Consider the following 21,979-nt stretch of genomic DNA (forward strand, 5'->3'; position numbering starts at 1 on the left):
CACACTTGCCGCGTGAGCATTTGCGGCACGGTGGACCCCGGCACGAGGCCGGGGTGACGGTTGGGGGTTGGGTATGCGTAAAGTTGTGGCGGCGCTGGCTGCCGGTGTCGCGCTGGCCGGCCCGATCGCCGCGCGCCCACAAGCGGCAACGGCCCCGACGGCCGCGCCTGCTCCCGTGCTCTCGCCCTACACCTACGAAGAAGTGATGGTCCCGATGCGCGACGGCGCACGGCTCCAGACCATCATCCTGCGTCCGCGCAACCAGACCGGGCCGCTGCCGATCCTGTTCTCGCGCACGCCCTACGGCGTCACCGAGTCCGCGCCGAAGAAGGTCCCCGGCAACCAGGTCGCGCTTGACCGCGACGGCTATATCTATGTCGAGCAATCAATGCGCGGGCGCTTCAAGTCTGACGGCGTCTTCACGCTGTCGACCGCGGTGCATCCGGGCGATCCGAAGCAGGTCGATGAATCGACCGACGCCTATGACAGCATCGACTGGCTGGTGAAGAACGTCGCCCAGAACACTGGCAAGGTCGGGATGTGGGGCGTCTCCTACCCCGGCTTCGCCGCCGCGATCGCGCTGATCGGCCCACATCCCGCGCTGAAGGCGGTCAGCCCGCAGGCGGCCTGGGTCGATTACTGGCAGTCCGACGATCTCCACCGCAACGGCGCGCTGCGGCTGTCCTATGCGACCGACTGGCTGGCGATGCTCCAGCTCGACAAGACGCAGGACACCACCTTCCAATATGATCGCTACGACACGTACGATTGGTTCCTGAACAAGGGGCCGGTCGAGCAGATCGACGCGACCGAATTCAAGGGCCGCGTGCCGATGTTCACCGCGCTGCTCGACCATCCCAATCACGACGCCTTCTACACCGACCAGCGCTGGAGCGACCGGCTCGGCAAGACGACCGTCCCGACGCTCAACGTCGCGGGCTATTGGGATCAGGAGGATCCGTCGGGCTCGTGGCAGATCTATTTCAAGCAGGCGCAGAACGACCCCGACCATCTCGCGACGATGGTCGCGGGGCCATGGGCGCACGGCTGGTGGCAGCGCCCGACCAACGCGCTCGGGGCGATTCCCTACGGTGTTCCGAGCGGGACGCAGTTCCAGGAGCAGATCCAGGCGCCGTTCTTCGCCTACTGGCTCCACGGCACCGGCACGAAGCCGACGACCGGGGTGAAGAGCTTCCAGAGCGGCAGCTGGACATGGAAGAGTTACAAGGCGTGGCCGTTGGCGGGCACCAAGCCGACCGACCTGTATCTCCACGCCGACGGCTCGCTGTCGTTCAAGGCGCCCGCGCCGGGCGAGACGTGCCGCGACTATGTCTCGGACCCAGCGAATCCCGTGCCGTTCCGCGCGCGGCCGATGTCGGGGACGTATCTCTCGCCCGACTGGTCGTGGTGGGAGGCGGCCGACCAGCGTTTCCTCGGCGGGCGGCCCGACGTTCTGAACTACACGAGTGCGCCGCTCGAGAAGGATTTGACGGTGACGGGGCATGTGCTGGCGCAGCTCGCTGCCTCGACCAGCGGGACCGACAGCGACTTCGTCGTCAAGCTCATCGACGTCTTCCCCGACAGCTATGTCCAGAACCCCGAAGCGCTCAAGCCAGGCGACTATGCTCGCTCGCTCAACGGCTATCAGCTACCGATCGCGATGGATGTCCGCCGCGGGCGTTTCCTCGCCAGCGACACCGCGCCGCAGCCGCTGGTGCCGGGCAAGGTGACACGCTGGGAGGTGCCGTTGCGCGAGCACGACCATGTATTCCTGAAGGGCCATCGGCTGATGGTACAAGTCCAGTCGAGCTGGTTCCCGGTGATCGACCGCAACCCGCAGAGCTTCGTGCCCAATATCGCGCGGGCAAAGGCGGAGGATTTCGTAAAGGCGACGCAGCGTGTTTGCGCCGGCTCGAAGATCGTGCTGCCGGTTATTCAGTAGCAAAACCTGCGGTCACTTCCCCGGGGAAGCGAGCCTCGCCGCGCCTGCCCTCACCCTTCCCTCTCCCGCTGGGAGAGGGAGATTTTATGGAATCAACCCCTCCGCGCGCAGATCGCGGAACAGGTCGAAGAAGGCGTCGTCGGTCGGCTGATACGCCAGGAAGCCCATCCGCCGGCTCTTCGACATGTCGGTCACCACCTCGATCGGGCGACCGAGATCGGCGTCGGTGTGCCACGGCGAGGCGAGCCGCGACAGGTCGGGCTCGACCAGTCCGTCACGCTCGGCGATCTTGCGCCAGACGGCGGCGTCGTCGGCCATCTGCGTTTCGAGCGGCTGGACCGTCCCATCGAACGGCGCGGCTTCGACGCCGAACCATTCGGCGATCCGCGCCCACATCCAGCTCCAGCGGAAGACATCGCCATTGACGATGTTGAAGTCCTGGTTCGCCGCCTCGGGCGTTTCCGCCGCCCACAGCAATTGCCGCGCGAGCTGGCGTGCATCGGTCATGTCGGTGAGCCCTTCCCATTGCGCCGCCGACCCCGGGAAGCGGAACGGACGACCCAGCTCGCGGCACAGCGTCGCATAGACGGCGAGCGTCGTCCCCATGTTCATCGCATTGCCAACCGCCTTGCCGATCACGGTGTGCGGGCGGTGGACACTCCAGCGGAAGCCGTCGCGCGTGGCGGCAGCGAACACTTCGTCCTCCTGCGCATAATAGAAATTGTCGACGTCGAGCCGGCCCTGCTCCTCGCGAAACGGCGTCTGCGGCAGCGCGCCTTTGCCATAGGCCTCGAACGGCCCGAGATAATGCTTGAGGCCGGTGACCAGCGCGACGTGGCGTGGGCCCTCCGATTGGCGCAGACCGTCGAGCAGGTTGCGCACCATCGCGGCGTTGACGCGGATGTTCTCGGCCTCGCTGTCCTGCCGTAGCCAGGTGGTGATGAACACCGCGTCGGGGCGCAAGCCGTCGAGCGCAGCCTTGGTCGCCGCGGCATCCTGCAAGTCGGCCGCGACCGGCAGCACGCCGTCCTGCTGCGTCGGGCGCCGCGCGAGGCCGTGCACCGTCCAGCCATGATCGACCAGCAAGCCTGCCGTCGCGCTGCCGACGATCCCGCTCGCGCCCACTACCAATGCCGTCTTGGCCATCGTTCATTCCTTTTCACTGTCGACCCAACAGGTAGGCAGCAGAGTGGTTGCCTTGAAGACGGCACCATTTGGGGACATAGGCACCAAGAGGTGACCAGATGCAGCCGGGCAGTGCCGACGACGAATGGCGGGAAGATTGCGCACCGCGCCGCATCCTGACGCTGTTCACGACCAAATGGACGAGCATGATCCTGCACACGCTCCACGCGCGGCACGACGGGATCGCGCGCACCGGCGTGCTTGAGCGCAGCCTGCCGGGCATTTCCAAGAAGATGCTGACGCAGACGCTGCGTGAGATGGAGGCGAGCGGTCTGCTTACCCGTCACGTCCATGAGACGCGCCCGCCCGCGGTCGAATATGCGCTGACGCCGCTCGCGCAGCGCTTCGTCGAACCGGTCGAGGCGCTCTACGCCTGGGCGCGCGACAATGCCGACGCGCTCGACCAGCTCGGCGACCGGCCGACCGCGCGGCGTTAGTTCTTCATCCGCCAGCCGGTCTTGAAGATCCACGAGATCACGCCGAGGCAGACGAGGAGGAACAGAGCGGTGACGCCGAGGCTGACCCCGACCGACACGTCGCCCTTGTCGAAGAACGCCCAGCGGAAGCCGCTCACCAGATAGACGACCGGGTTGAACAGGCTCACCGTCCGCCACGGCTGCGGCAGCATGTCGATCGAATAGAAGGCGCCGCCGAGGAAGGTCAGCGGCGTGATCAGCAGCGCGGGGATGAAGTTCAGCTGCTCGAACCCCTTGGCCCACACGCCGATGATGAAGCCGAACAGGCTGAACGTCACGCTGGTCAGCACCAGGAAGGTGAGCATCGCCAGCGGATGAACGATCTCCAGCGGCACGAACAGCGACGCGGTGGCGAGGATGATCAGCCCGAGCACGATAGACTTGGTCGCCGCCGCGCCGACATAGCCGACCACCATCTCCATCGCCGAGACCGGCGCCGACAGCAGTTCGAACATCGTGCCGGTGAATTTGGGAAAATAGATGCCGATCGAGGCATTGGCGATGCTCTGCGTCAGCAGTGACAGCATGATCAGCCCGGGCACGATGAAGCTGCCATAGCCGACCCCGCCAACCGTGCTGATCTTCGATCCGATCGCCCCGCCGAACACGACGAAATAGAGCGAGGTGGTGATGACGGGGGTGACGAGACTCTGCCACAAGGTGCGCAGCGCGCGCGCCATCTCGAAGCGGTAGATTGCCCAGATGCCGTGAAAGTTGATCGCGGGGGCCTTGGTTGCACCGCTCATGCCGCGTCCTTCTGTTCGACGAGGTCGACGAAAATGTCCTCTAGCGAACTCTTGTGCGTTTCGAGGTCGGTATAGCCAATGCCGAGCGCGCCGAGCTTGGCGAGCAGGCTCGGGATATGCTCATTTTCGGAATCGAAGGTGTAGTGCAGGGTCTTGCCCTCATCCTCCAGCGCGAGGTGCCAGTCGCCAAGGTCTGCGGGCACCGCGGTCATCGGCTCCTGCAGCGCGATCAGCATGCGGCGCTTGCCGAGCTTCTTCATCAGCGCGGCCTTCTGCTCGACCAGGATGATCCGCCCCTTGTCGATCACGCCGACGCGGTCGGCCATTTCCTCGGCCTCCTCGATATAGTGCGTCGTCAGGATGATCGTAGTGCCGGCGGCGCGCAGCTTGTGCACCAGCTTCCACATGTCGCGCCGCAGGGCGACGTCGACACCCGCGGTCGGCTCGTCGAGGAACAGGATCTCGGGCTCGTGCGAGAGCGCCTTGGCGATCAGCACGCGGCGCTTCATCCCGCCCGACAGCTCCATGATCTTGGCGCCGCGCTTGTCCCACAGCGACAGGTCGCGCAGCACCTGCTCGATATGCGCGTCGTTCGGCGCCTTGCCGAACAGGCGGCGGCTGAACTTTACGGTGGCGAGCACGGTCTCGAACATGTCGACCGACAGTTCCTGCGGCACGAGGCCGATCGCGCGCCGCGCGCTGCGGAAGTCCTTCTGCGCGTCGTGGCCGAGCACGGTGACGGTCCCGGTCGAAGGCGTGATGATGCCACAGATGATCGAGATGAGCGTCGTCTTGCCCGCACCGTTAGGCCCGAGCAACGCGAAGATCTCGCCGCGCGCAATATCGAGATCGACCGGCTCGAGCGCACGATGTCCCGAGGCGTATGTCTTCGACACGCCTGCGACCGATAAGATGCTGTCCATGCTGTCCCCGATTGTTGTCGCGCAGATAGGCGTGCCGGGGAGAGATAACAACCGCTCGGTATGAAAGTCGCGGCGCTTATCCCTGCCTCGTGCGGAGGTGACGGGTGCTACTTAGCCGCCCCCGCCCTCGCCTCTGCGATCGCCTTCTGCAAGTCCTCGAGCGGCAGCGCGGACGAGACGACCTTGTTGCCGATCACCCAGCTCGGCGTGCCCGTCAGCCCGAGTGCGCGCGCGACGGTCTCGTTCGACGCGATCTCGGCATCGGCCTTCGGCGCAAAGGCCGCTGCGCGCGTGGCATCGACGCCCGCGCGCTGCGCCGCCGCGGCGATACTCTGCGCCGTGACCTGGCCGCCCGCGTAGAGCGCATCATGATATGCCTGAAACTTACCCTGCTCGGCCGCGGCGAGGCTCATCCGCGCGGCATCGACGCTGCTCTGCGCGAGGATCGGAAAGTCGCGATAGACGATGCGGATCTTGGGGTCGCTCTTCAGCAACGCCGCGATCGTCGGGAGGCTGGCGCGGCAATAACCGCAATTGTAATCGAAATATTCGACCAGCGTGACGTCGGCCTGCGGATTGCCCGCCCACGCGCTGCCGAACGGCTTTAGGATCGCATCGCGGTTGGCGGCAATCGTCTCGGCATGGCCGCGGTCGCGCAGCGCGTCCATCGCCTGCGGGATGATCTCGGGATGCGCCAGCACGTAATCGCGCACCACGCCTTCGAGCCGCGCGCGATCACCACCCGTAGCGGGGACGAGCCGCTCGATCCCGGCAAAGGCCGCAGCCCCGACCAGCCCGGCGATGAGCGCCGGGGCGAAGACATTCCAACTGACGCGCATCACCGTTTCTTCTTATATTTCTTGGGGTTGTCGTCCATCTCGTTCTGCGAAGCGAGCGCGATGTCCTGCGCACGGATCCAGTCGACCGAATTGGCCGGCAGCCCCTGCATCGCACCGCGCGCGCTGTAGGCGGCCAAGCGGACGTTGCCGGTCAGGCTCGCTTGTTCGGCACTGGCGAGCATGGCGCGCGGCTGGTCGCCCATCGCCTCGTAGACGGTGCCGAGCTGGTACCAGGCAAAGGGATTCTCGTCGTCGCGCGCGACCGCCTGGCGCAGCACCTTCATCGCCTCGGGATAGTTCGCCTTGTCCTCGGTCGCGATCAGCGCGTGGCCGAAGGTCGTCGCGATCAACGGCGCGTTGCGCGACAGGTCGGTTGCCTCGCGTAAGGGCGCCAGCGCCTCGAGCGGCTTGCCCGCCTCGAGCAGGATCTGGCCGCGGATCTCGAGGAAATAGGGGTCGTGCGGCGCCGCCTTGAGCAAGGCCACCGCCTCGGCATCGGCCTTTTCGGGATAGGCCGACTTATGCCACGCATAGGCACGGGCATAATGCGCATAGAGGCTCTGATCCGTGTCGGGATAGACGTTGAGCGTGGTCTTGGGATCGGCGACATAGCCGAGCAGCTTGGCCTTCACGCGCTTGAACTGTTCCTCGAGCCCCTGGTCGGACTTATTGCCATAGGCCGGCGAGGCGATGACGTCGGCCGTGAGGCTGGCGATGCGCTCGCCCGACAGCGGATGGCTCTGAGCGAAGGGGTCGATGTTCTTCAGCCCATAGGCATATTCTTCGTTCTGCAGCTTCTTGAAGAAGGTCAGCATGCCCTTGCCGGTCACCCCGGCTTCGCGCAGGAACTTGGCGCCGGTCGCGTCGGCGGTCGATTCCTGGACGCGGCTGAAGGCGAGGAACTTGCCCTGCGCCGCGGTCGTGCCCGCCGACAGGATGCCGGCGCCGGCCTCGGGCGCGCCCGCCGCGATCGCGGCGACGCCGAGCACCATGCTGAGGATCGAGATGCCGAGCGCAGGCTTCACGCCGGCGTCCATCAGCACGACATGCCCGTCGGCGACGTGGCCGAGTTCGTGCGCGATCACGCCCTGCACCTGGTTGGCATTGTCGGCGGCCTGGATCAGGCCCGAATGGACGTAGATGGTCTGCCCACCGGCCGTGAAGGCATTGATCGAATCGTCGTTGATCAAGACGACCTTGACGTTGTTGGGCGACAGGCCCGCCGCAAGGATCAGCGGGCGCGACATGTCGTTGAACATCGCCTCGGTCTCGGCATCTCGCAGGATCGACTGCGCAGCCGCCGGTTGCGCCCAGACAAGGAGTGAGGCCGCAAGACCTGCCAAGAGCCGCTTCATTCGCGCTGTATCGCGGAGATTCGCCAGCGGGGCAACGGCGATGCGGTAGGCCGTCAGCGCAATGCCCCTCCCCTGAAGGGGAGGGGCTCTTGTATCACCTCGTCACATCACACCCCGAAGGTGCGCTGCCACCAGCCGCGACGCGGGCTGCCGGCTTCGCCCGGATCGGGATCGATGCCGGCATCCGGGCCGGCCGCGGCGTCATCCGCCGGGGCCGCGCCGTCGAGACCGTCTGCCAGCGGCGTCGCTGGTGCGTCGGCCTCGGGCGCTGCCGCAGCCGGAGCGACCGCCGCTTTGGGCTTGCGCGTGCGCTTCGGCTTGGGCGCAGGCTCTTCCGAGACCGGCACGTCCATCATCGCGCTGCTCGCATCGGCGGGCGCCGCCTCGGCGACCGGGGCGTCGACCGTCTTCTTGCGACGCGCGCGCTTCGGCTTGGCGTCGGCATCGACCGGGGCATCGGCCGGCGCCTCGGCCTCGACCGCTGCTTGCGCCACGACCGGTGCCGCGACGGCCGGCGCTGCCTTGGCGGCGCGAGCCGGCTTGGCCTTGGGCTCGACATCGCGCGCCTTGGGGCGACGGCGACCCTTCTTGGGCGCCTCCGCTTCGGGCTCGGCATCGGCTTCGACCAGCGGTTCCGCGACGACGGGCGCTTCGGCCTGGACGGCGTCCGCATCACCGGCTTCGGCCACCTCGCCTGCGGTCTGCTCGCCCTCGCTGCGGCGTCCGCCACGGCGACCGCGACGACCACGACGGCGGCGGCCACCTTCGCCCCCAGCTTCGGGATCGCCATCGACGGCACCGGCGGTTTCGCTGCCATCTGCCCGATCGGCGTCGGCGTCCATGTCGATGGCGTCCGCGCCGTCACCGGCTTCGAGCTCGTCGCCGGCCTCGAGCGCTTCGCCCTCGACCGAACCCTCGCCCTCGGGACGCGCGCGACCGCGACGACCGCGACGGCGACGCTTGCGGCGCGAGCCGGCGTCCTCGTCACTTCCGGCAGCGCGCTCGGGACGATCGCCGCCTTCGCGCGGTGCCCGCGGCTCGCGCTGGGCGCGCGGCTGCTCCTCTGCTTCTTCCTCGATCTCGTCTTCGATCTCGTCCTCGAGGAAATCTTCCTCGATTTCCTCGATCACCGGCTCGAAGCGCGGCGCATAGGCCGGCGGTGGCCCGGAGACCTCTACCGACATGCGCGCGCCTTCCTGCTCGCCATCCTGCGCGACTTCGATCAGCACGCCGTAGCGCTCCTCGATCTCGGCCAGCTCACCGCGCTTGCGGTTGAGCAGGTAGAAAGCGGCTTCCTGGCTCGCGCGCAGCAACAGCTGCGACCCACGACCCTGCGCGGCTTCATCCTCGAGCATACGCAGCGCCGAAAGGCCCGACGACGAAGCGGTACGGACGAAGCCCGAGCCTTCGCAATGCGGGCACGGCCGGGTCGAGGCTTCGAGCACGCCGGTACGCAGGCGCTGGCGGCTCATTTCCATCAGCCCGAACGACGAGATGCGGCCGATCTGGATGCGCGCGCGATCGTTCTTGAGCGCTTCCTTCATCGCCTTCTCGACCTTGCGGACGTTCGAGCCGTTGTCCATGTCGATGAAGTCGATGACGACGAGCCCGGCCATGTCGCGCAGGCGCAGCTGGCGGGCGATTTCGGCGGCGGCCTCGAGGTTCGTCGCGGTCGCGGTCTGCTCGATCGAATGTTCGCGCGTCGAACGCCCCGAGTTGATGTCGATCGACACCAGCGCCTCGGTCGGGTTGATCACGAGATAGCCGCCCGACTTGAGCTGCACCACCGGGTGGTACATCGCCGACAATTGCTCCTCGACACCGGCGCGCTGGAACAGCGGCACGGGGTCGCTGTAATGCTTCACCTTGCGGGCATGGCTCGGCATCAGGAGCTTCATGAACTCCCGGGCGTGCTGATAGCCCTCGGTACCCTCGACGATGACCTCGTCGATCTCCTTATTGTAGATGTCGCGGATCGCGCGCTTCATCAGGTCGCTGTCGCCATAGACGAGCGCCGGCGCCGACGACGTCAGCGTCGTTTCGCGGATCCCGTCCCACAGGCGCGCGAGATAATCGAAGTCGCGCTTGATCTCCTGGCGGGTGCGCTGGAGGCCGGCGGTGCGCACGATGCAGCCCATCGACGGGGGCAGCTTCATGTCGGCCATGATCGTCTTCAAGCGCTTGCGATCGCCCGCGTTCGAAATCTTGCGGCTGATCCCGCCGCCATGCGACGTGTTGGGCATCAGCACGCAGTAACGACCGGCGAGCGACAGATAGGTGGTCAGCGCCGCGCCCTTGTTGCCGCGCTCTTCCTTGACGACCTGGACGAGCAGCACCTGGCGGCGCCGGATGACGTCCTGGATCTTGTAGCGATGGCGCAGCGAGGTGCGGCGCTGCTGCAGATCGTCGGCAGCATCGTCCGACGCCGAACGCTTGCGGCGACGGCCACGGCCTTCACCACCACGCGCTTCGCCCTCGGCGACGACTTCGGTGTCGGGCTCCTGCCCGCCGTCATCGTCGAAACGCTCTACCGACGCTTCGTCGATATCCGAATCGCGCTCGAAACCGTCATCTTCACCATGCTCGTCGTCATGGAGATCGTCTTCGGCATCCTGCTGGGCGCGCAATGCAGCTTCTTCAGCGGCATGCTCGGCCTCTTCGCGCAGGAGCGCGTCGCGGTCTTCCTTGGGGATCTGGTAATAATCGGGATGGATTTCGCTGAACGCGAGGAAGCCGTGGCGGTTGCCGCCATAATCGATGAACGCGGCCTGCAGCGACGGCTCGACTCGCGTCACCTTGGCCAGATAGATATTCCCCTTGAGCTGCTTGCGCTCGGCACTCTCGAAATCAAACTCTTCGATTCGGTTTCCCTTGACGACAGCAACGCGGGTTTCCTCCCGGTGCCGTGCGTCGATCAGCATACGCGTGGTCATGTAATATTCTCCGGTCGCGCGACGCAGGGGCCAGGGGCGCTGCGCGCCGTGGCGCTGCTCGCGCGCGATCAATGAAAGGGCTCGTCCCGGCGAAAAGGTCGCCTGGTTCGCTGCCCTGGGTTGTTACGAAAACTGCCTCTGCTCGCTTTGCACGCTCCGCCTTCCGGCCTGGAGCACCCCGCGCGCTCGCGATTCCGCCGGCGAAAGCCGGGCGGAGCGAGGGACGGGATAAATGCAGCATGCGAACGTCAACCTGGATGGGCCGCGCCAAAGGATATCGAGGCGGCCGACTAGCCCTGAACGCTGGCTGAACCCAGCAACGATCCGGTACTGTCTATTGCGTAGCACCCCCGGTCGCGCGCAGCAACTGGCAGGTTTTTGCCGGCACACGGCAATTCTATGCCTACCGGCGCATTAACCGCGCCCGGCAAGGCGGTCTTTTCGCCTGGCCCCTTAACCAAGATGCATGAGTGCGATCCCCCGTTCCCCCTCGCCGAATGCTGCCCATCTGGCTGCGGCGCCTTTTCGCTTTACCGGCCACCGGTCGCGGCTGCATTACGGCGCGGTGTCGTTCCTCCTCGCATTGCTGGCCTGCTGGTTCGCCGGCGCCCCCGCCTGGGCCGCGTCGGTCGAACAGGTCGAGGTGCATCGCGACCGGATCGTGCTGCGGTTCGACCAGCCGATCGCGGACGCGTCGAGCTTCGTGCTGGCCGCGCCGCGCCGGATCGCGCTCGATCTGGGCGGGGCGACACCCGGCGGCGACATTGCGAGCGGTGGCGCGGTCACCGGCATACGGCTGGCCCCGCGTGGCACGGGCGGAACGCGGATCGTGTTCGATCTCGCCCGCCCGACGCTGATCACCGAAGGCGTGTTCGGCCGCGACGGACGCGAATTGACGCTCGAGCTGCGCACCGTCGACGATGCGACCTTCGCGCGCGCCGCGGGCGAGCGGCGGATGCGCTTCCTGCCGCCGTTCCCCATGGGGCAGACGGCGGCGGCGGCAGACTCGGCCACCTACCAGGTCAGCGTGCCGATCCAGCCGGCGCGGCACGCCGGGCGGCTGCCGCGCATCTATGGCGACGACGACAGCCGCCCGCTGGTGGTGATCGATGCCGGGCATGGCGGCGTCGATCCCGGTGCGATCTCGCCGATCGACGGACTGCGCGAAAAGGATGTGACGCTCAAGATCGCGCGCGCGATCCGCGATGCGCTGGTCAAATCGGGGCGTGCGCGGGTCGCCTTGACGCGCGAGGACGACCGTTTCCTCGTGCTGCAGGAACGCTACGGGATCGCGCGACGGTTGCGCGGCGACCTGTTCATCTCGATCCATTGCGACAGCGTCGGCTCGGGAACGGCTACCGGCGCCTCGGTCTACACGTTGTCGGAAGTCGCCTCGGACAAGGAATCGGCCAAGCTGGCGGCGCGCGAGAACAAGGCCGACATCATCGCCGGGGTCAATCTCGCGTCGACCTCGGCCGACATCTCGTCGATCCTGATCGACCTGACGCAGCGCGAGACGATGAACAGTTCGGCGAGCTTCGCGCGGCTGCTCGGCCGCGAAGCGCAGCCGCTGATCCCGCTCAAGCCCAATTTCCACCGCATGGCCTCACTGATGGTGCTGAAGGCGCCCGACATGCCCTCGATCCTGTTCGAGACGGGCTACATCTCGAACCCGCGCGACGCCGCCTTCATCGACAGCGCCGACGGCCGCGCGCGGATCGCGCAGAGCATCGAGCGTGCGGTCGAGGTGCATTTCGCGCGCCGCCTGGCGTCGCGCTGAACCGGACGGGCGCGGCGCACGCTAAGGCGGCTGGCAAGCCCCGCGAAACTTGCTAGAGCCTGCCCCCAATATGGCCGAACCCGACTCCACCGTGAATTTCCGTATCCGCCGTGAGATCGACGGGTTCGGCGGCTTCCTCGCCCGCAGCTGGGCGCGCTGGTGGGTCAAGACGATCGCCGTGCTCGCCTTGCTATTCGCGGTGGCGGTCGCGATCTTCTATTTCGCCTTTGCCGCCGGGCTGCCCTCGGTCGACAAGTTACGCACCTACGAGCCGCCCCTGCCGACCAACGTGCGCGGCATCGATGGCACGCCGCTCCACAGCTATGCGCGCGAGCGTCGCGTCGAGCTGAGCTACGACGAATATCCGCCGCTGCTGGTGCGCGCCTTCCTCGCCGCCGAGGACAAGAATTTCTTCGAGCATCACGGCATCGACTATCTCGGCATCGCCAACGCCGCGGTCAACAACCTGACCAGCCACAAGCGCCCGGCGGGCGCCTCGACGATCACGCAGCAGGTCGCCAAGAACCTGCTGATCGGCAACGAGACGAGCTATGCGCGCAAGATCAAGGAGGCGATCCTCGCCTACCGGATCGAGGATACGCTGACCAAGCAGCAGATCATCGAGCTCTATCTCAACCAGATCGCGCTGGGGCGGAACGCGTTCGGCGTCGAGGCGGCGAGCTATGCCTATTTCGGCAAGGACCTCAACCAGCTCGACCTGGCGCAGCTCGCCTATCTCGCGATCCTGCCGAAGGGTCCGTCCAACTACGATCCGATCCGCCACGCCGACCGCGCACTCGCACGCCGCGCCTATGTGCTGCGCGAGATGCTCAAGAACGGCTTCATCACGCAAGCGCAGCACGACGCCGCGAGCGCCGAGCCGCTCGGCACCGTGCCGCGCCAGACGCCGAAGACCGAGACCGCGGGCTCGGGCTATTTTGTCGAGGAAGTGCGCCGCCAGCTGATCGACAAGTTCGGCGAGGATGCCCGCGCCGGGCCGTACAGCGTCTATTCGGGCGGGCTGTGGGTGCGCACCTCGCTCGACGAGAAGATGCAGGACTATGCGCAGACCGCGCTGCGCGAGGGCCTGCTGCGCTTCGACCAGGGGCGCGGCTGGTCGGGGCCGCTTGGCCATGCCGAGATCACCGGCGAAGCGTGGCAGGGCGCGTTGCTCAATACCAATATCGGGCTCGATTATGACGACTGGCGCGCCGCGATCGTGATCGCGCGCGACGACAGCGCGGCGCGGATCGGTTTCTCCGACGGCAGCACCGGCACGCTGCCGCGCTGGGCCGCGGTGATGCCGGTGCGCGGCAAGGGCGGCACCGCCTTCGCCGCGCTCGCCGCCGGCGACATCATTGCCGTCGCCCCCAGCGGCAGCGAGTTCGCGCTGCGCTCGGTCCCCAAGATCTCGGGCGCGTTCGTCGTCGAGCAGCCGCAGACCGGCCGCGTGCTGGCGATGCAGGGCGGCTTCGACTTCCGCATCCAGGCGTTCAACCGCGCGACGCAGGCGATGCGGCAGCCGGGATCGACGATCAAGCCAATCGTCTATGCCGCAGCACTCGAGGGCGGGATGACCCCGGCCTCGATCATCGTCGACGGGCCGTTCTGCGTCTATCAGGGCGCGCGGCTCGGGCAGAAATGCTTCCGCAACTTCGGCGGGGTCGGCGGATCGGGCGGGCACACGATGCGCTGGGGCGTCGAGCAGTCGCGCAACCTGATGACGGTGCGCGCCGCGGCGACCACCGGCATGCCGCGCGTCGTGTCGCTGATGGACCGGATCGGCGTCGGCAAATATCCGCCCTACCTCTCCTTCGCGCTCGGCGCGGGCGAGACGACGGTGTCGCGGATGGTCAACGCCTATGCGATCCTCGCCAACCAGGGCCGCTCGCACCCGTCCTCGCTGATCGACTTCGTCCAGGATCGCCACGGCAAGGTCGTCTGGCCCGAGAATTGGCACGCCTGCGACCGCTGCAACGCGCCCGACTGGAACGGCCGGCCGATGCCGCGCCCGGTCGCCGGCGGCAAGCAGATCGTCGATGCGATGAGCGCCTACCAGATGATCCACATCGCCGAGGGCGTGATCCAGCGCGGCACCGCGACCGTGCTGCGTGATCTCGACCGGCCGATGTTCGGCAAGACCGGCACCAACACCGGGCCGACCGACGTGTGGTTCATCGGCGGCACGCCGCAGATGATCGGCGGCCTGTATATCGGCTATGACACGCCGCACTCGCTCGGCGGCGGCGCGCAGGGCGGTACGCTCGCCGCGCCGATCTTCAAGGCGTTCGCGGTCAAGGCGTATGAAGGGATGGACAAGCTCCCGTTCCGCGCGCCCGCCGGCATCCGCATGGTCCGCATCGACCGGCAGAGCGGTAAGCCGGTATTCGGCGCCTGGCCGACCGACGACCCCAAGGCATCGGTGATCTGGGAAGCGTTCAAGCCCGAGAGCGAGCCGCGCCGCGTGATCCATCGCGGTACGATCGTGCCCGATCCCGCCGCCGCCGCGACCGCTGCGGCAGCCGCCGCGGCACGCGCGCGCGCGGCGACGCAGGCACAGAGCGAAGCGCGCAAGGACAGCGACTTCTTGCAAAAGCAGGGCGGCATCTACTAGCGATGGATAGCCGTCGCCCCGGCGCCAATTTCAGGTGGGGCCGGGGACGCTGGGTTGTCGCGGGACAATCGGCGCCGCGCACCCTATATAGCGGCCCCGGCCTCCGCCGGGGCGACGAATTTTAAGTTTGGAGTTCCCCGATGCGCGCTGAAGCGCAGGCTCATATCGATTCGATCAAGGACGCGCTCGCGCTGCTCCGCCGCTTCCTCGACTGGGACCGCGCGTTGCGCCGGCTCGACGAGCTCAACGCGCGCGTCGAGGACCAGGCCTTGTGGAACGACCCCAAGGCGGCACAGGTCGTGATGCGCGAGCGTCGCCGGCTCGAGGAGGCGATCACCGCGACGCGCGCGATCGAGAGCGAGCTCAACGACACCGCCGAGCTGATCGAGATGGCCGAAGCCGAAGGCGATACCGAGATGGAGGCCGAGGGCGTCTCCGCGCTCGCCGATCTCGCCGCGCGCGCCGACAAGGACAAGGTCAAGGCGCTGCTCGCGGGCGAGGCCGATGGCAACGACACCTATATCGAGGTCAATGCCGGCGCCGGCGGGACCGAGAGCCAGGATTGGGCCGGGATGCTCAGCCGGATGTATTCGCGCTGGGGCGAGCGCCACGGCTTGAAGGTCGAGCTGATCGACCAGCATTCGGGCGAGCAGGCCGGGATCAAGTCGGCGACGTTGCTGCTCAAGGGCGAGAACGCCTACGGCTATGCCAAGACCGAGAGCGGCGTCCACCGCCTGGTCCGCATCAGCCCGTATGACAGCGCGGCACGCCGCCACACCTCATTTGCGAGCGTGTGGGTCTATCCGGTCGTCGACGACAATATCGAGGTCGAATATAACGAGAGCGACCTGCGCATCGACACCTATCGTGCCTCGGGCGCTGGCGGGCAGCACATCAACACGACCGACTCGGCGGTGCGCATCACGCACATCCCGACCGGCATCGTCGTGCAGTGCCAGAATCAGCGCAGCCAGCACAAGAACAAGGCCGAGGCCTACAACCAGCTCCGGGCGCGCCTTTACGAGCGTGAACTGGCGATCCGCGAAGCTGCGGCCAATGCCGAGAATGCCGGCAAGACCGACATCGGCTGGGGCCACCAGATCCGCTCCTACGTGCTCCAGCCGTATCAGATGGTGAAGGATCTGCGCACCGGCGTGACCTCGTCGAGCCCGTCGGACGTGCTCGATGGCGACCTCGAAGCCTTCATGGCCGCCGCGCTGTCGCAGCGCGTCACCGGCGAGACGGTCGAGGTCGAGGACGTCGAATAGTGCGCACCTCCGCCTTCTCTTCTTCCCCGGCGAGAAGGGGAAAGGTCGCTCTGGTTGCGCTTGCGCTCTTCACGCTCGCTGCGTGCGACGGCGGCCCGGCCCGCGTTCCCGACCGCAGCCCGAAGGTCGGCCCCTTCCCCGCCGCCGACCGTCCGGTCGCCGCGATCGTCTCGGCGCGCTGGTCGACCGAAGAGGATCGCGACCGGCTCAACGAGGCCGGTGAAGTGATGGCCAAGGCCGGGATCAAGCCCGGCATGACCGTCGCCGACATCGGCGCTGGCGAGGGCTATTACACAATCCGCCTGGCCAACCGCGTCGGCAAGGAAGGCCGCGTGCTTGCCGAAGATATCGTCGCCGACGTCCGCGACGCGCTCGCCTTGCGCGTGGCGCGCGAGCGGCTCGAGACGGTCAGCGTGCGGCTCGGTACGCCGTCCGACCCGCGGTTGCCCGATGCCAGTTTCGACCGGATCCTGATGGTCCACATGTATCACGAGATCGGCGCGCCCTACGAATTCCTGTGGCGAATGCGGCCCTCGCTCAAGCCCGACGGCCTCGTTATCGTCGTCGATGCCAACCGCGCGACGCGCAACCACGGCACCCCGCCCGCGCTGCTCCGCTGCGAATTCGCCGCAGTCGGCTATCGCGAAGTCGCGACCTACGACATGCCCTCGGCCGGCGGCTATCTCGCCGCGTTCCGCGCCGAAGGCGCTCGTCCCGACCCCGGTGCGATCAAGGCCTGCCGGATCGGCTGAGCATCAGAGCAGGCCCCGCGCGCGGAAACTCTCGACGCGGCCGGGGGCGAGCACGAGATGCTCGACCAGCCGCACTCCGACCGCATCGAGTGTCCGCGCCAGTTGCCGGGTCAGGGCATAGTCGGCAGCACTCGGCGTCGGATCGCCACAGGGGTGATTGTGCGCCATGACGATCAGCGCGCAGTCGAACGCCAGCGCATCGGCGATGACGTCGCGCACCCGCACCGCGACGCTGTCCGCCCGTCCCGCCTCGACATGGCGCATCGCGAGAAGCCGCCATTGCGGATCGAAATAGCCGAACGCCGCGACCTCGTGCGCCTCGGTCGCGATCGAAACGAACAGCGCGCGGACCGTGGCGGGCACCGCATCGTCGGCAACCGCAGAAAACGCGTCCAGACCGGAATGGTGCACCGCCATGCCGCATGCTTCACCACCCCGCGCGCGCAGGCGAGGCGAACCCACTCCGCAACGGTGCAAGTGTCGTGTGCGGTTGGCGCCGCCGCCGCCGCGCGCTACACCGCTCGCCATGCAAGCCTATCTCGAATTGATGCGCCGCGTGCTCGACCATGGCACGCCCCAGATGGACCGGACCGGCACGGGGACGCTGTCGGTGTTCGGCCACCAGATGCGCTTCGATCTCGCCGCCGGCTTTCCCTTGCTCACCACCAAGAAGCTGCATCTGCGCTCGATCGTCATCGAGCTGCTGTGGTTCCTGCGCGGCGACACCAATGTCGAATGGCTGCGCGAGCGCAAGGTCAGCATCTGGGACGAATGGGCCGACGAGAAGGGCGATCTCGGCCCGGTCTACGGCAAGCAATGGCGCGACTGGGAGACGGCGGACGGCCGCCACATCGACCAGATCGCCGAGCTCATCGAGCAGATCAAGACCAACCCCGCCTCGCGCCGCCAGATCGTCAGCGCGTGGAACCCGGGCGATCTCCACGCGATGGCGCTGGCGCCGTGCCATTGCCTGTTCCAGACGCACGTCGCGAACGGCAAGCTCTCGCTCCAGCTCTATCAGCGCAGCGCCGACATCTTCCTCGGCGTGCCGTTCAACATCGCGAGCTACGCGCTGCTGACGATGCTGCTCGCGCAGCAATGCGGGCTCGAGCCCGGCGAGTTCATCTGGACGGGCGGCGATTGCCATCTCTATTCGAACCATCTCGACCAAGCGCGCCAGCAGCTTGGCCGCACGCCGGGCGCGCTCCCGCGGCTCGAGATCCTGCGCAAGCCCGATGCGATCGACGGCTATGCCTATGAGGATTTCGCGCTGCACGATTATGTCGCGCAACCGCATATCAAGGCGCCCGTCGCGGTCTGAGGCGGAACCGCGCGGGCGTCGGCGCGCTTAGCTCCTGAATTTCACTCAGGGGCCCGTCATGGACATCACGCAACTCATTCTCGAAGAACATGGCCAGCAGCGCGCGCTGTTCGCCCAGATCGAGCAGATCGACCCGAAGGATACCGCCGCGCTCGGCGCGTTGTGGAACCGGCTGCGCGCGCTGCTCGATTCGCATGCCGAAGCCGAGGAGCGCTTCTTCTACCCGCGGCTGATGCAGGTCGGCGAAGGCGGCAACGATGCCGACTCGGCCGCCGAGGAAACCGAAGACGCAATCGAGGATCATAACGAGATTCGCGACACCGCCGCAGCGGTCGACAAGGAAAAGATCGGCAGCAAGGCGTGGTTCGAGGCGCTCGGCGAATGCAACAAGGCGAACAGCGACCATATGGCGGAGGAAGAACGCCAGGGCCTGACCGACTTCCGCCTCAACGCCACGCTGCAGGAGCGCCACGATCTGGGCGTGAAGTTCGCGACCTTCGAGGCCAAGAACATCACCGGGGTGAAGCCGGTCGACAAGGACCCCAAGCAGTGGGTCAAGGATCATGCGCCCGACTGACCGTCCCGACTGATCCTCTCGCCAATCGCGACGCGCGCGGGCATGACGGTGGCATGATCACTTTCCATCTCGCGCGCGCCGAAAACGGCGTCATCGGGGTCGACGGCAAGCTGCCGTGGCACCTCCCCGCCGACCTCAAGCGCTTCAAGGCGCGCACCACGGGCAAGCCGATGGTAATGGGGCGCAAGACCTTCGAGAGCTTTCCCGCGCCGCTGCCCGGGCGCCGCCACATCGTGCTGACGCGCGACCCGAACTGGCGTTCGGATGGCGCCGAAATCGCGCATTCGGTCGAGGACGCGCTCACGCTCGCCGGTGCCGGCGACATCGCGGTGATCGGCGGCGCCGAGGTGTTCGCCTTGTTGCTCGACCGCGCCGAGCGGATCGAGCTGACCGAAGTGGCGCTTGCCCCCGAGGGCGACGCGATCGTTCCCGCCTTTGTCGGATGGCGCGAAACCGCGCGCGAAGCGAATGACGCCGAGGGCGGCCGCCCCGCCTACAGCTTCGTCACGCTGGAAAGAGCATGAGCGTACCGAACCCGCCCGCAGCCTCTAGCGTGCGCGAAAACCCCGCCGTATAGCCGCTGTCATGAAGCGGCTCGACGGCGGCTCGGCGATACCGGCGGCGTTGCGCTCGGGCATCGTCGCGCTCGGCAATTTCGATGGATTTCACCTGGGACACCAGGCGGTGGTCGGCCGCGCGGTCGCGCGTGCCCGCGCCGAGGACCGCCCGGCGCTCGTCGCCACCTTCGATCCCCATCCGGTGCGCTATTTCAGGCCCGATGCCGAACCCTTCCGCCTGACCACGCTCGACCAGCGCGAGCGGCTGTTCGCCGAAGCCGGCGCCGATGCGATGGTCGTCTTCGAATTCGATGCCGCGCTCGCCGCACAGACAGCGACCGAATTCGTCGGCGATCGCTTGCTCGACAAGATCGGCGCGGGCGGTGTCGTCACGGGGGCGGATTTTACCTTCGGCAAGGCCAAGGGCGGCGATGTCGACGTGCTCGCAGATCTTGGCGCGAAGAACGGCTTCTCGGTCGAGACGGTCGCGCCGGTCGCGCTCGACGGCGCGCCCGTATCGTCGAGCCGGATCCGCGAGCTGCTGCAGGCGGGCGACCCGCGCGGCGCGGCGCGGTTGCTGACGCGCCCGTTCGCGATCGAGGGCGTGGTGCAGCATGGCGACAAGCTCGGCCGCACGATCGGCTATCCGACCGCCAATCTCGACATGGGGAAATATCTCCGCCCGGCCTACGGCATCTACGCGGTGCGCGGGCGGCTGGCGGATGGGCGCGTGGTCGACGGCGCGGCCAATCTCGGGATCCGGCCGAGCTTCGATCCGCCGAAGGAATTGCTCGAGCCGTTTTTCTTCGACTTTTCGGAAGATCTCTATGGCCAGCCCCTCGAGGTAGAGCTGATCGACTATCTGCGCCCCGAGGCGAAGTTCGATACGCTCGAGGCGCTGATGCAGCAGATGGACGCGGATTGCGCGCGGGCGCGCGACATTCTGGCGAGCGCGCCGCGCTAGGGTTCTTATTCGATTCGGCCTGTTACCGTAAACCGCACGGCGCCGGGGAAGCGCTGCGATTTAAGCTGCGGCATCCGCCCACAAAAAAAGGGGCCGGCATCGCTGCCGGCCCCCTGTCGCCGGACCTGGAGGGCCGCGACGTTGCGCTCGAAAGCGCAGCACCGCGTTCGTCCCGCTTCGGCGGCTCGCTTTGCCTGCGCCGCGAACGGCGGCAGGAAAGCGGTTCGGTCGCCAGGGTCGGGTCCTCCGCTCTTGCGAGCATTGGCACCCCGGCCCTGGTGGCCAGCGTCGCGACCGGATTTCCCCGCCCGCCGCGCCTCGGCATCGTCTGCCACGATTTGCCTCCCCTTCGAGAAGGATCGGCGCTTCGCATCGTCCGACGCCCGCCTGTGTCGCCGCATCTCTGGGGATGCCGCGATCAGTGCGTCTGGACGGCCACTTCCGCACCCTGGTCCATCCACCGCTCACGCGGCGATCGCCACAGGGACCTCGTCAGCCCTCCGACACGCGCCGCGCCTGGTTTCCCCGGCGCGCTTTGTGCCATAAACCTCTGATGCTCCTTCGGTTTCCCGTCCGACCATCCGCTGCTTACGGGATGAAGGGTCTCACGAGTTTCGAGTCGCACCAAGTCCAGATTGCGACTCCGTCGCTGTGAATAGTGTGGAAAACGGGGATAGATCGGCACCGGCACGTCCTTGGTTTGCGAGCCGTCTTTTTCATGAACGCACGGTTGTTTCAGGTTCATGCAACCTCACTTAAATCGACCGCGTTACGTCTTCACGATTTACCGAAGCTCGTAAAAACCACATGGGAGTCCGAAACATGCGTACCTTGATCCTCGCCCTCAGCGCCGCTGCCGTCACCATCCCCGCAACGATGGTCGCGCCCGCCACCCAGGCCGAAGCGCGCGAGCACAATCGCCGCTATGCGCCGCGAGTCTATGAGGGCCGCGACGGCCGCCGCTATTGCCGCCATTCGGACGGCACGACCGGCCTGCTGATCGGCGGCGTCGGCGGTGCGTTGCTCGGCAACTCGATCGCCGGGCGAGGCGACAAGACGCTGGGTACCGTGCTCGGTGGCGTCGCCGGTGCCTTCGGCGGCCGCGCGCTCGATCGCGCCAGCACCGCGGACCGCCGCTGCAACTAAGCGCCCGGCGACTGCGTAGTACAGGCGCGGACCGACATGTTCGGTCCGCGCCTTTTTCTTTGGAGAAGCATCATGACGACACGCAGCGGATCGGCCAGCTATGACGGCCTCGGCAAGGACGGCAAAGGCCATGTCTCGACCCAGTCGGGCGTGCTCAGCGACACGCAATACGGCTTCAACAGCCGCTTCGAGGAAGGCGCCGGCACCAACCCCGAAGAACTGATCGCCGCAGCGCACGCCAGCTGCTTCACCATGGCGCTCAGCTTCGCGCTCGCTGGGGCAGGCTTCACCGACGGCAAGCTGGCGACGACCGCCAAGGTCACGCTCGACAAGGATGGCGACGGCTTCACCATCACCAAGTCGGCGCTCGACCTCACCGCGACGATCGACGGCATTACGGCAGAACAATTCGAGACGATCGCCGCAGACGCCAAGGCAAACTGCCCGGTCTCCAAAGTGCTCAACGCAGAAATCACGTTGACCCATAAACTTAACGCGTAAAGCTGCCGACGAGACTTGCTTGCGGGGACGTGAACGCGACGTAGTTTCGCGTTCACGCAACCTCCTGCGGGACAGTGTGTTCTATCTGTAATCCGATATG

Annotated in this window: 19 protein-coding genes; 12 read left to right on the forward strand and 7 right to left on the reverse strand. The window is 67.0% G+C overall.

All coding sequences use genetic code 11. The features are described 5' to 3' along the window. The first annotated feature begins 73 nt into the window (after positions 1–73). Positions 74–1,942 carry a CocE/NonD family hydrolase gene (locus U1872_RS08350; RefSeq protein ID WP_332792422.1) on the forward strand — a complete coding sequence of 623 codons (1,869 nt, stop codon included), beginning with the start codon at positions 74–76 and terminating at the stop codon, positions 1,940–1,942. An 84-nt stretch (positions 1,943–2,026) separates the two neighbouring features. Here U1872_RS08350 and U1872_RS08355 read toward each other — a convergent pair whose 3' ends face one another. Further along, positions 2,027–3,088, reverse strand: coding sequence for an SDR family oxidoreductase (locus tag U1872_RS08355; protein WP_332792423.1), 1,062 nt, complete (start codon positions 3,086–3,088; stop codon positions 2,027–2,029). A gap of 98 nt (positions 3,089–3,186) precedes the next feature. On the opposite strand from U1872_RS08355, the gene U1872_RS08360 reads away from it, so the two are divergent. Beyond that, entirely contained in the window at positions 3,187–3,564 is a 378-nt protein-coding gene (locus tag U1872_RS08360; protein ID WP_332792424.1) for a winged helix-turn-helix transcriptional regulator, read from the forward strand. On the opposite strand, the gene U1872_RS08365 is transcribed toward U1872_RS08360, so the two are convergent. The 5 genes from U1872_RS08365 to U1872_RS08385 form a co-directional block, all read right to left on the reverse strand. Beyond that, a complete protein-coding gene (locus U1872_RS08365; protein WP_332792425.1) occupies positions 3,561–4,349 on the reverse strand; it encodes an ABC transporter permease in 789 nt (262 codons plus the stop codon). The genes U1872_RS08360 and U1872_RS08365 overlap by 4 nt on opposite strands. Continuing rightward, positions 4,346–5,272 carry an ABC transporter ATP-binding protein gene (locus U1872_RS08370; RefSeq protein WP_332792426.1) on the reverse strand — a complete coding sequence of 309 codons (927 nt, stop codon included), beginning with the start codon at positions 5,270–5,272 and terminating at the stop codon, positions 4,346–4,348. The genes U1872_RS08365 and U1872_RS08370 overlap by 4 nt, the downstream gene beginning before the upstream one ends. Positions 5,273–5,379: 107 nt before the next feature. Next, positions 5,380–6,111 (reverse strand): DsbA family protein, encoded by a 732-nt coding sequence (locus U1872_RS08375; RefSeq protein ID WP_332792427.1) that lies wholly within the window; start codon positions 6,109–6,111, stop codon positions 5,380–5,382. Then, complete coding sequence (locus tag U1872_RS08380) at positions 6,111–7,466, reverse strand: M48 family metalloprotease (RefSeq protein WP_332792428.1); 1,356 nt, start codon at positions 7,464–7,466, stop codon at positions 6,111–6,113. Before U1872_RS08380 ends, U1872_RS08375 begins: the two co-directional genes overlap by 1 nt. Before the next feature lie 107 nt (positions 7,467–7,573). Next, positions 7,574–10,399, reverse strand: coding sequence for an Rne/Rng family ribonuclease (locus U1872_RS08385; protein WP_332792429.1), 2,826 nt, complete (start codon positions 10,397–10,399; stop codon positions 7,574–7,576). 565 nt (positions 10,400–10,964) lie between these two features. On the opposite strand from U1872_RS08385, the gene U1872_RS08390 reads away from it, so the two are divergent. From U1872_RS08390 to U1872_RS08405, 4 genes are all read left to right on the forward strand, one after another. Then, on the forward strand, positions 10,965–12,179 hold the full coding sequence (locus U1872_RS08390; RefSeq protein ID WP_332792781.1) for an N-acetylmuramoyl-L-alanine amidase: 1,215 nt from the start codon (positions 10,965–10,967) through the stop codon (positions 12,177–12,179). Positions 12,180–12,249: 70 nt separating this feature from the next. Continuing rightward, positions 12,250–14,793, forward strand: a complete 2,544-nt coding sequence (locus U1872_RS08395) for a penicillin-binding protein 1A (RefSeq protein ID WP_332792430.1) — start codon at positions 12,250–12,252, stop codon at positions 14,791–14,793. 140 nt (positions 14,794–14,933) lie between these two features. After that, a complete protein-coding gene (gene prfB / locus U1872_RS08400) occupies positions 14,934–16,061 on the forward strand; it encodes a peptide chain release factor 2 (RefSeq protein ID WP_133186187.1) in 1,128 nt (375 codons plus the stop codon). Positions 16,062–16,111: 50 nt separating this feature from the next. Next, on the forward strand, positions 16,112–16,813 hold the full coding sequence (locus tag U1872_RS08405) for a class I SAM-dependent methyltransferase (protein ID WP_443025364.1): 702 nt from the start codon (positions 16,112–16,114) through the stop codon (positions 16,811–16,813). A 3-nt stretch (positions 16,814–16,816) separates the two neighbouring features. On the opposite strand, the gene U1872_RS08410 is transcribed toward U1872_RS08405, so the two are convergent. Next, positions 16,817–17,230, reverse strand: coding sequence for a JAB domain-containing protein (locus U1872_RS08410; RefSeq protein WP_332792432.1), 414 nt, complete (start codon positions 17,228–17,230; stop codon positions 16,817–16,819). Between the two features lie 109 nt (positions 17,231–17,339). On the opposite strand from U1872_RS08410, the gene U1872_RS08415 reads away from it, so the two are divergent. From U1872_RS08415 to U1872_RS08440, 6 genes are all read left to right on the forward strand, one after another. Further along, on the forward strand, positions 17,340–18,134 hold the full coding sequence (locus U1872_RS08415) for a thymidylate synthase (RefSeq protein ID WP_332792433.1): 795 nt from the start codon (positions 17,340–17,342) through the stop codon (positions 18,132–18,134). A 58-nt stretch (positions 18,135–18,192) separates the two neighbouring features. Further along, the gene (locus U1872_RS08420; protein ID WP_332792434.1) at positions 18,193–18,711 is read left to right on the forward strand and encodes a hemerythrin domain-containing protein; all 519 of its coding nucleotides are present in this window, start codon (positions 18,193–18,195) and stop codon (positions 18,709–18,711) included. A 53-nt stretch (positions 18,712–18,764) separates the two neighbouring features. Then, the gene (locus U1872_RS08425; RefSeq protein ID WP_332792435.1) at positions 18,765–19,235 is read left to right on the forward strand and encodes a dihydrofolate reductase; all 471 of its coding nucleotides are present in this window, start codon (positions 18,765–18,767) and stop codon (positions 19,233–19,235) included. A 61-nt stretch (positions 19,236–19,296) separates the two neighbouring features. Beyond that, a complete protein-coding gene (locus U1872_RS08430; protein WP_332792436.1) occupies positions 19,297–20,232 on the forward strand; it encodes a bifunctional riboflavin kinase/FAD synthetase in 936 nt (311 codons plus the stop codon). Positions 20,233–21,054: 822 nt separating this feature from the next. After that, on the forward strand, positions 21,055–21,378 hold the full coding sequence (locus U1872_RS08435) for a glycine zipper 2TM domain-containing protein (RefSeq protein WP_332792437.1): 324 nt from the start codon (positions 21,055–21,057) through the stop codon (positions 21,376–21,378). A 72-nt stretch (positions 21,379–21,450) separates the two neighbouring features. After that, positions 21,451–21,879: an OsmC family protein gene (locus U1872_RS08440; RefSeq protein WP_332792438.1), complete on the forward strand. Its 429-nt coding sequence runs from the start codon at positions 21,451–21,453 to the stop codon at positions 21,877–21,879. Positions 21,880–21,979 lie beyond the last annotated feature (100 nt).

The sequence above is a fragment of the Parasphingomonas frigoris genome (assembly GCF_036663815.1).
Taxonomy (GTDB): Bacteria; Pseudomonadota; Alphaproteobacteria; order Sphingomonadales; family Sphingomonadaceae; genus Sphingomonas.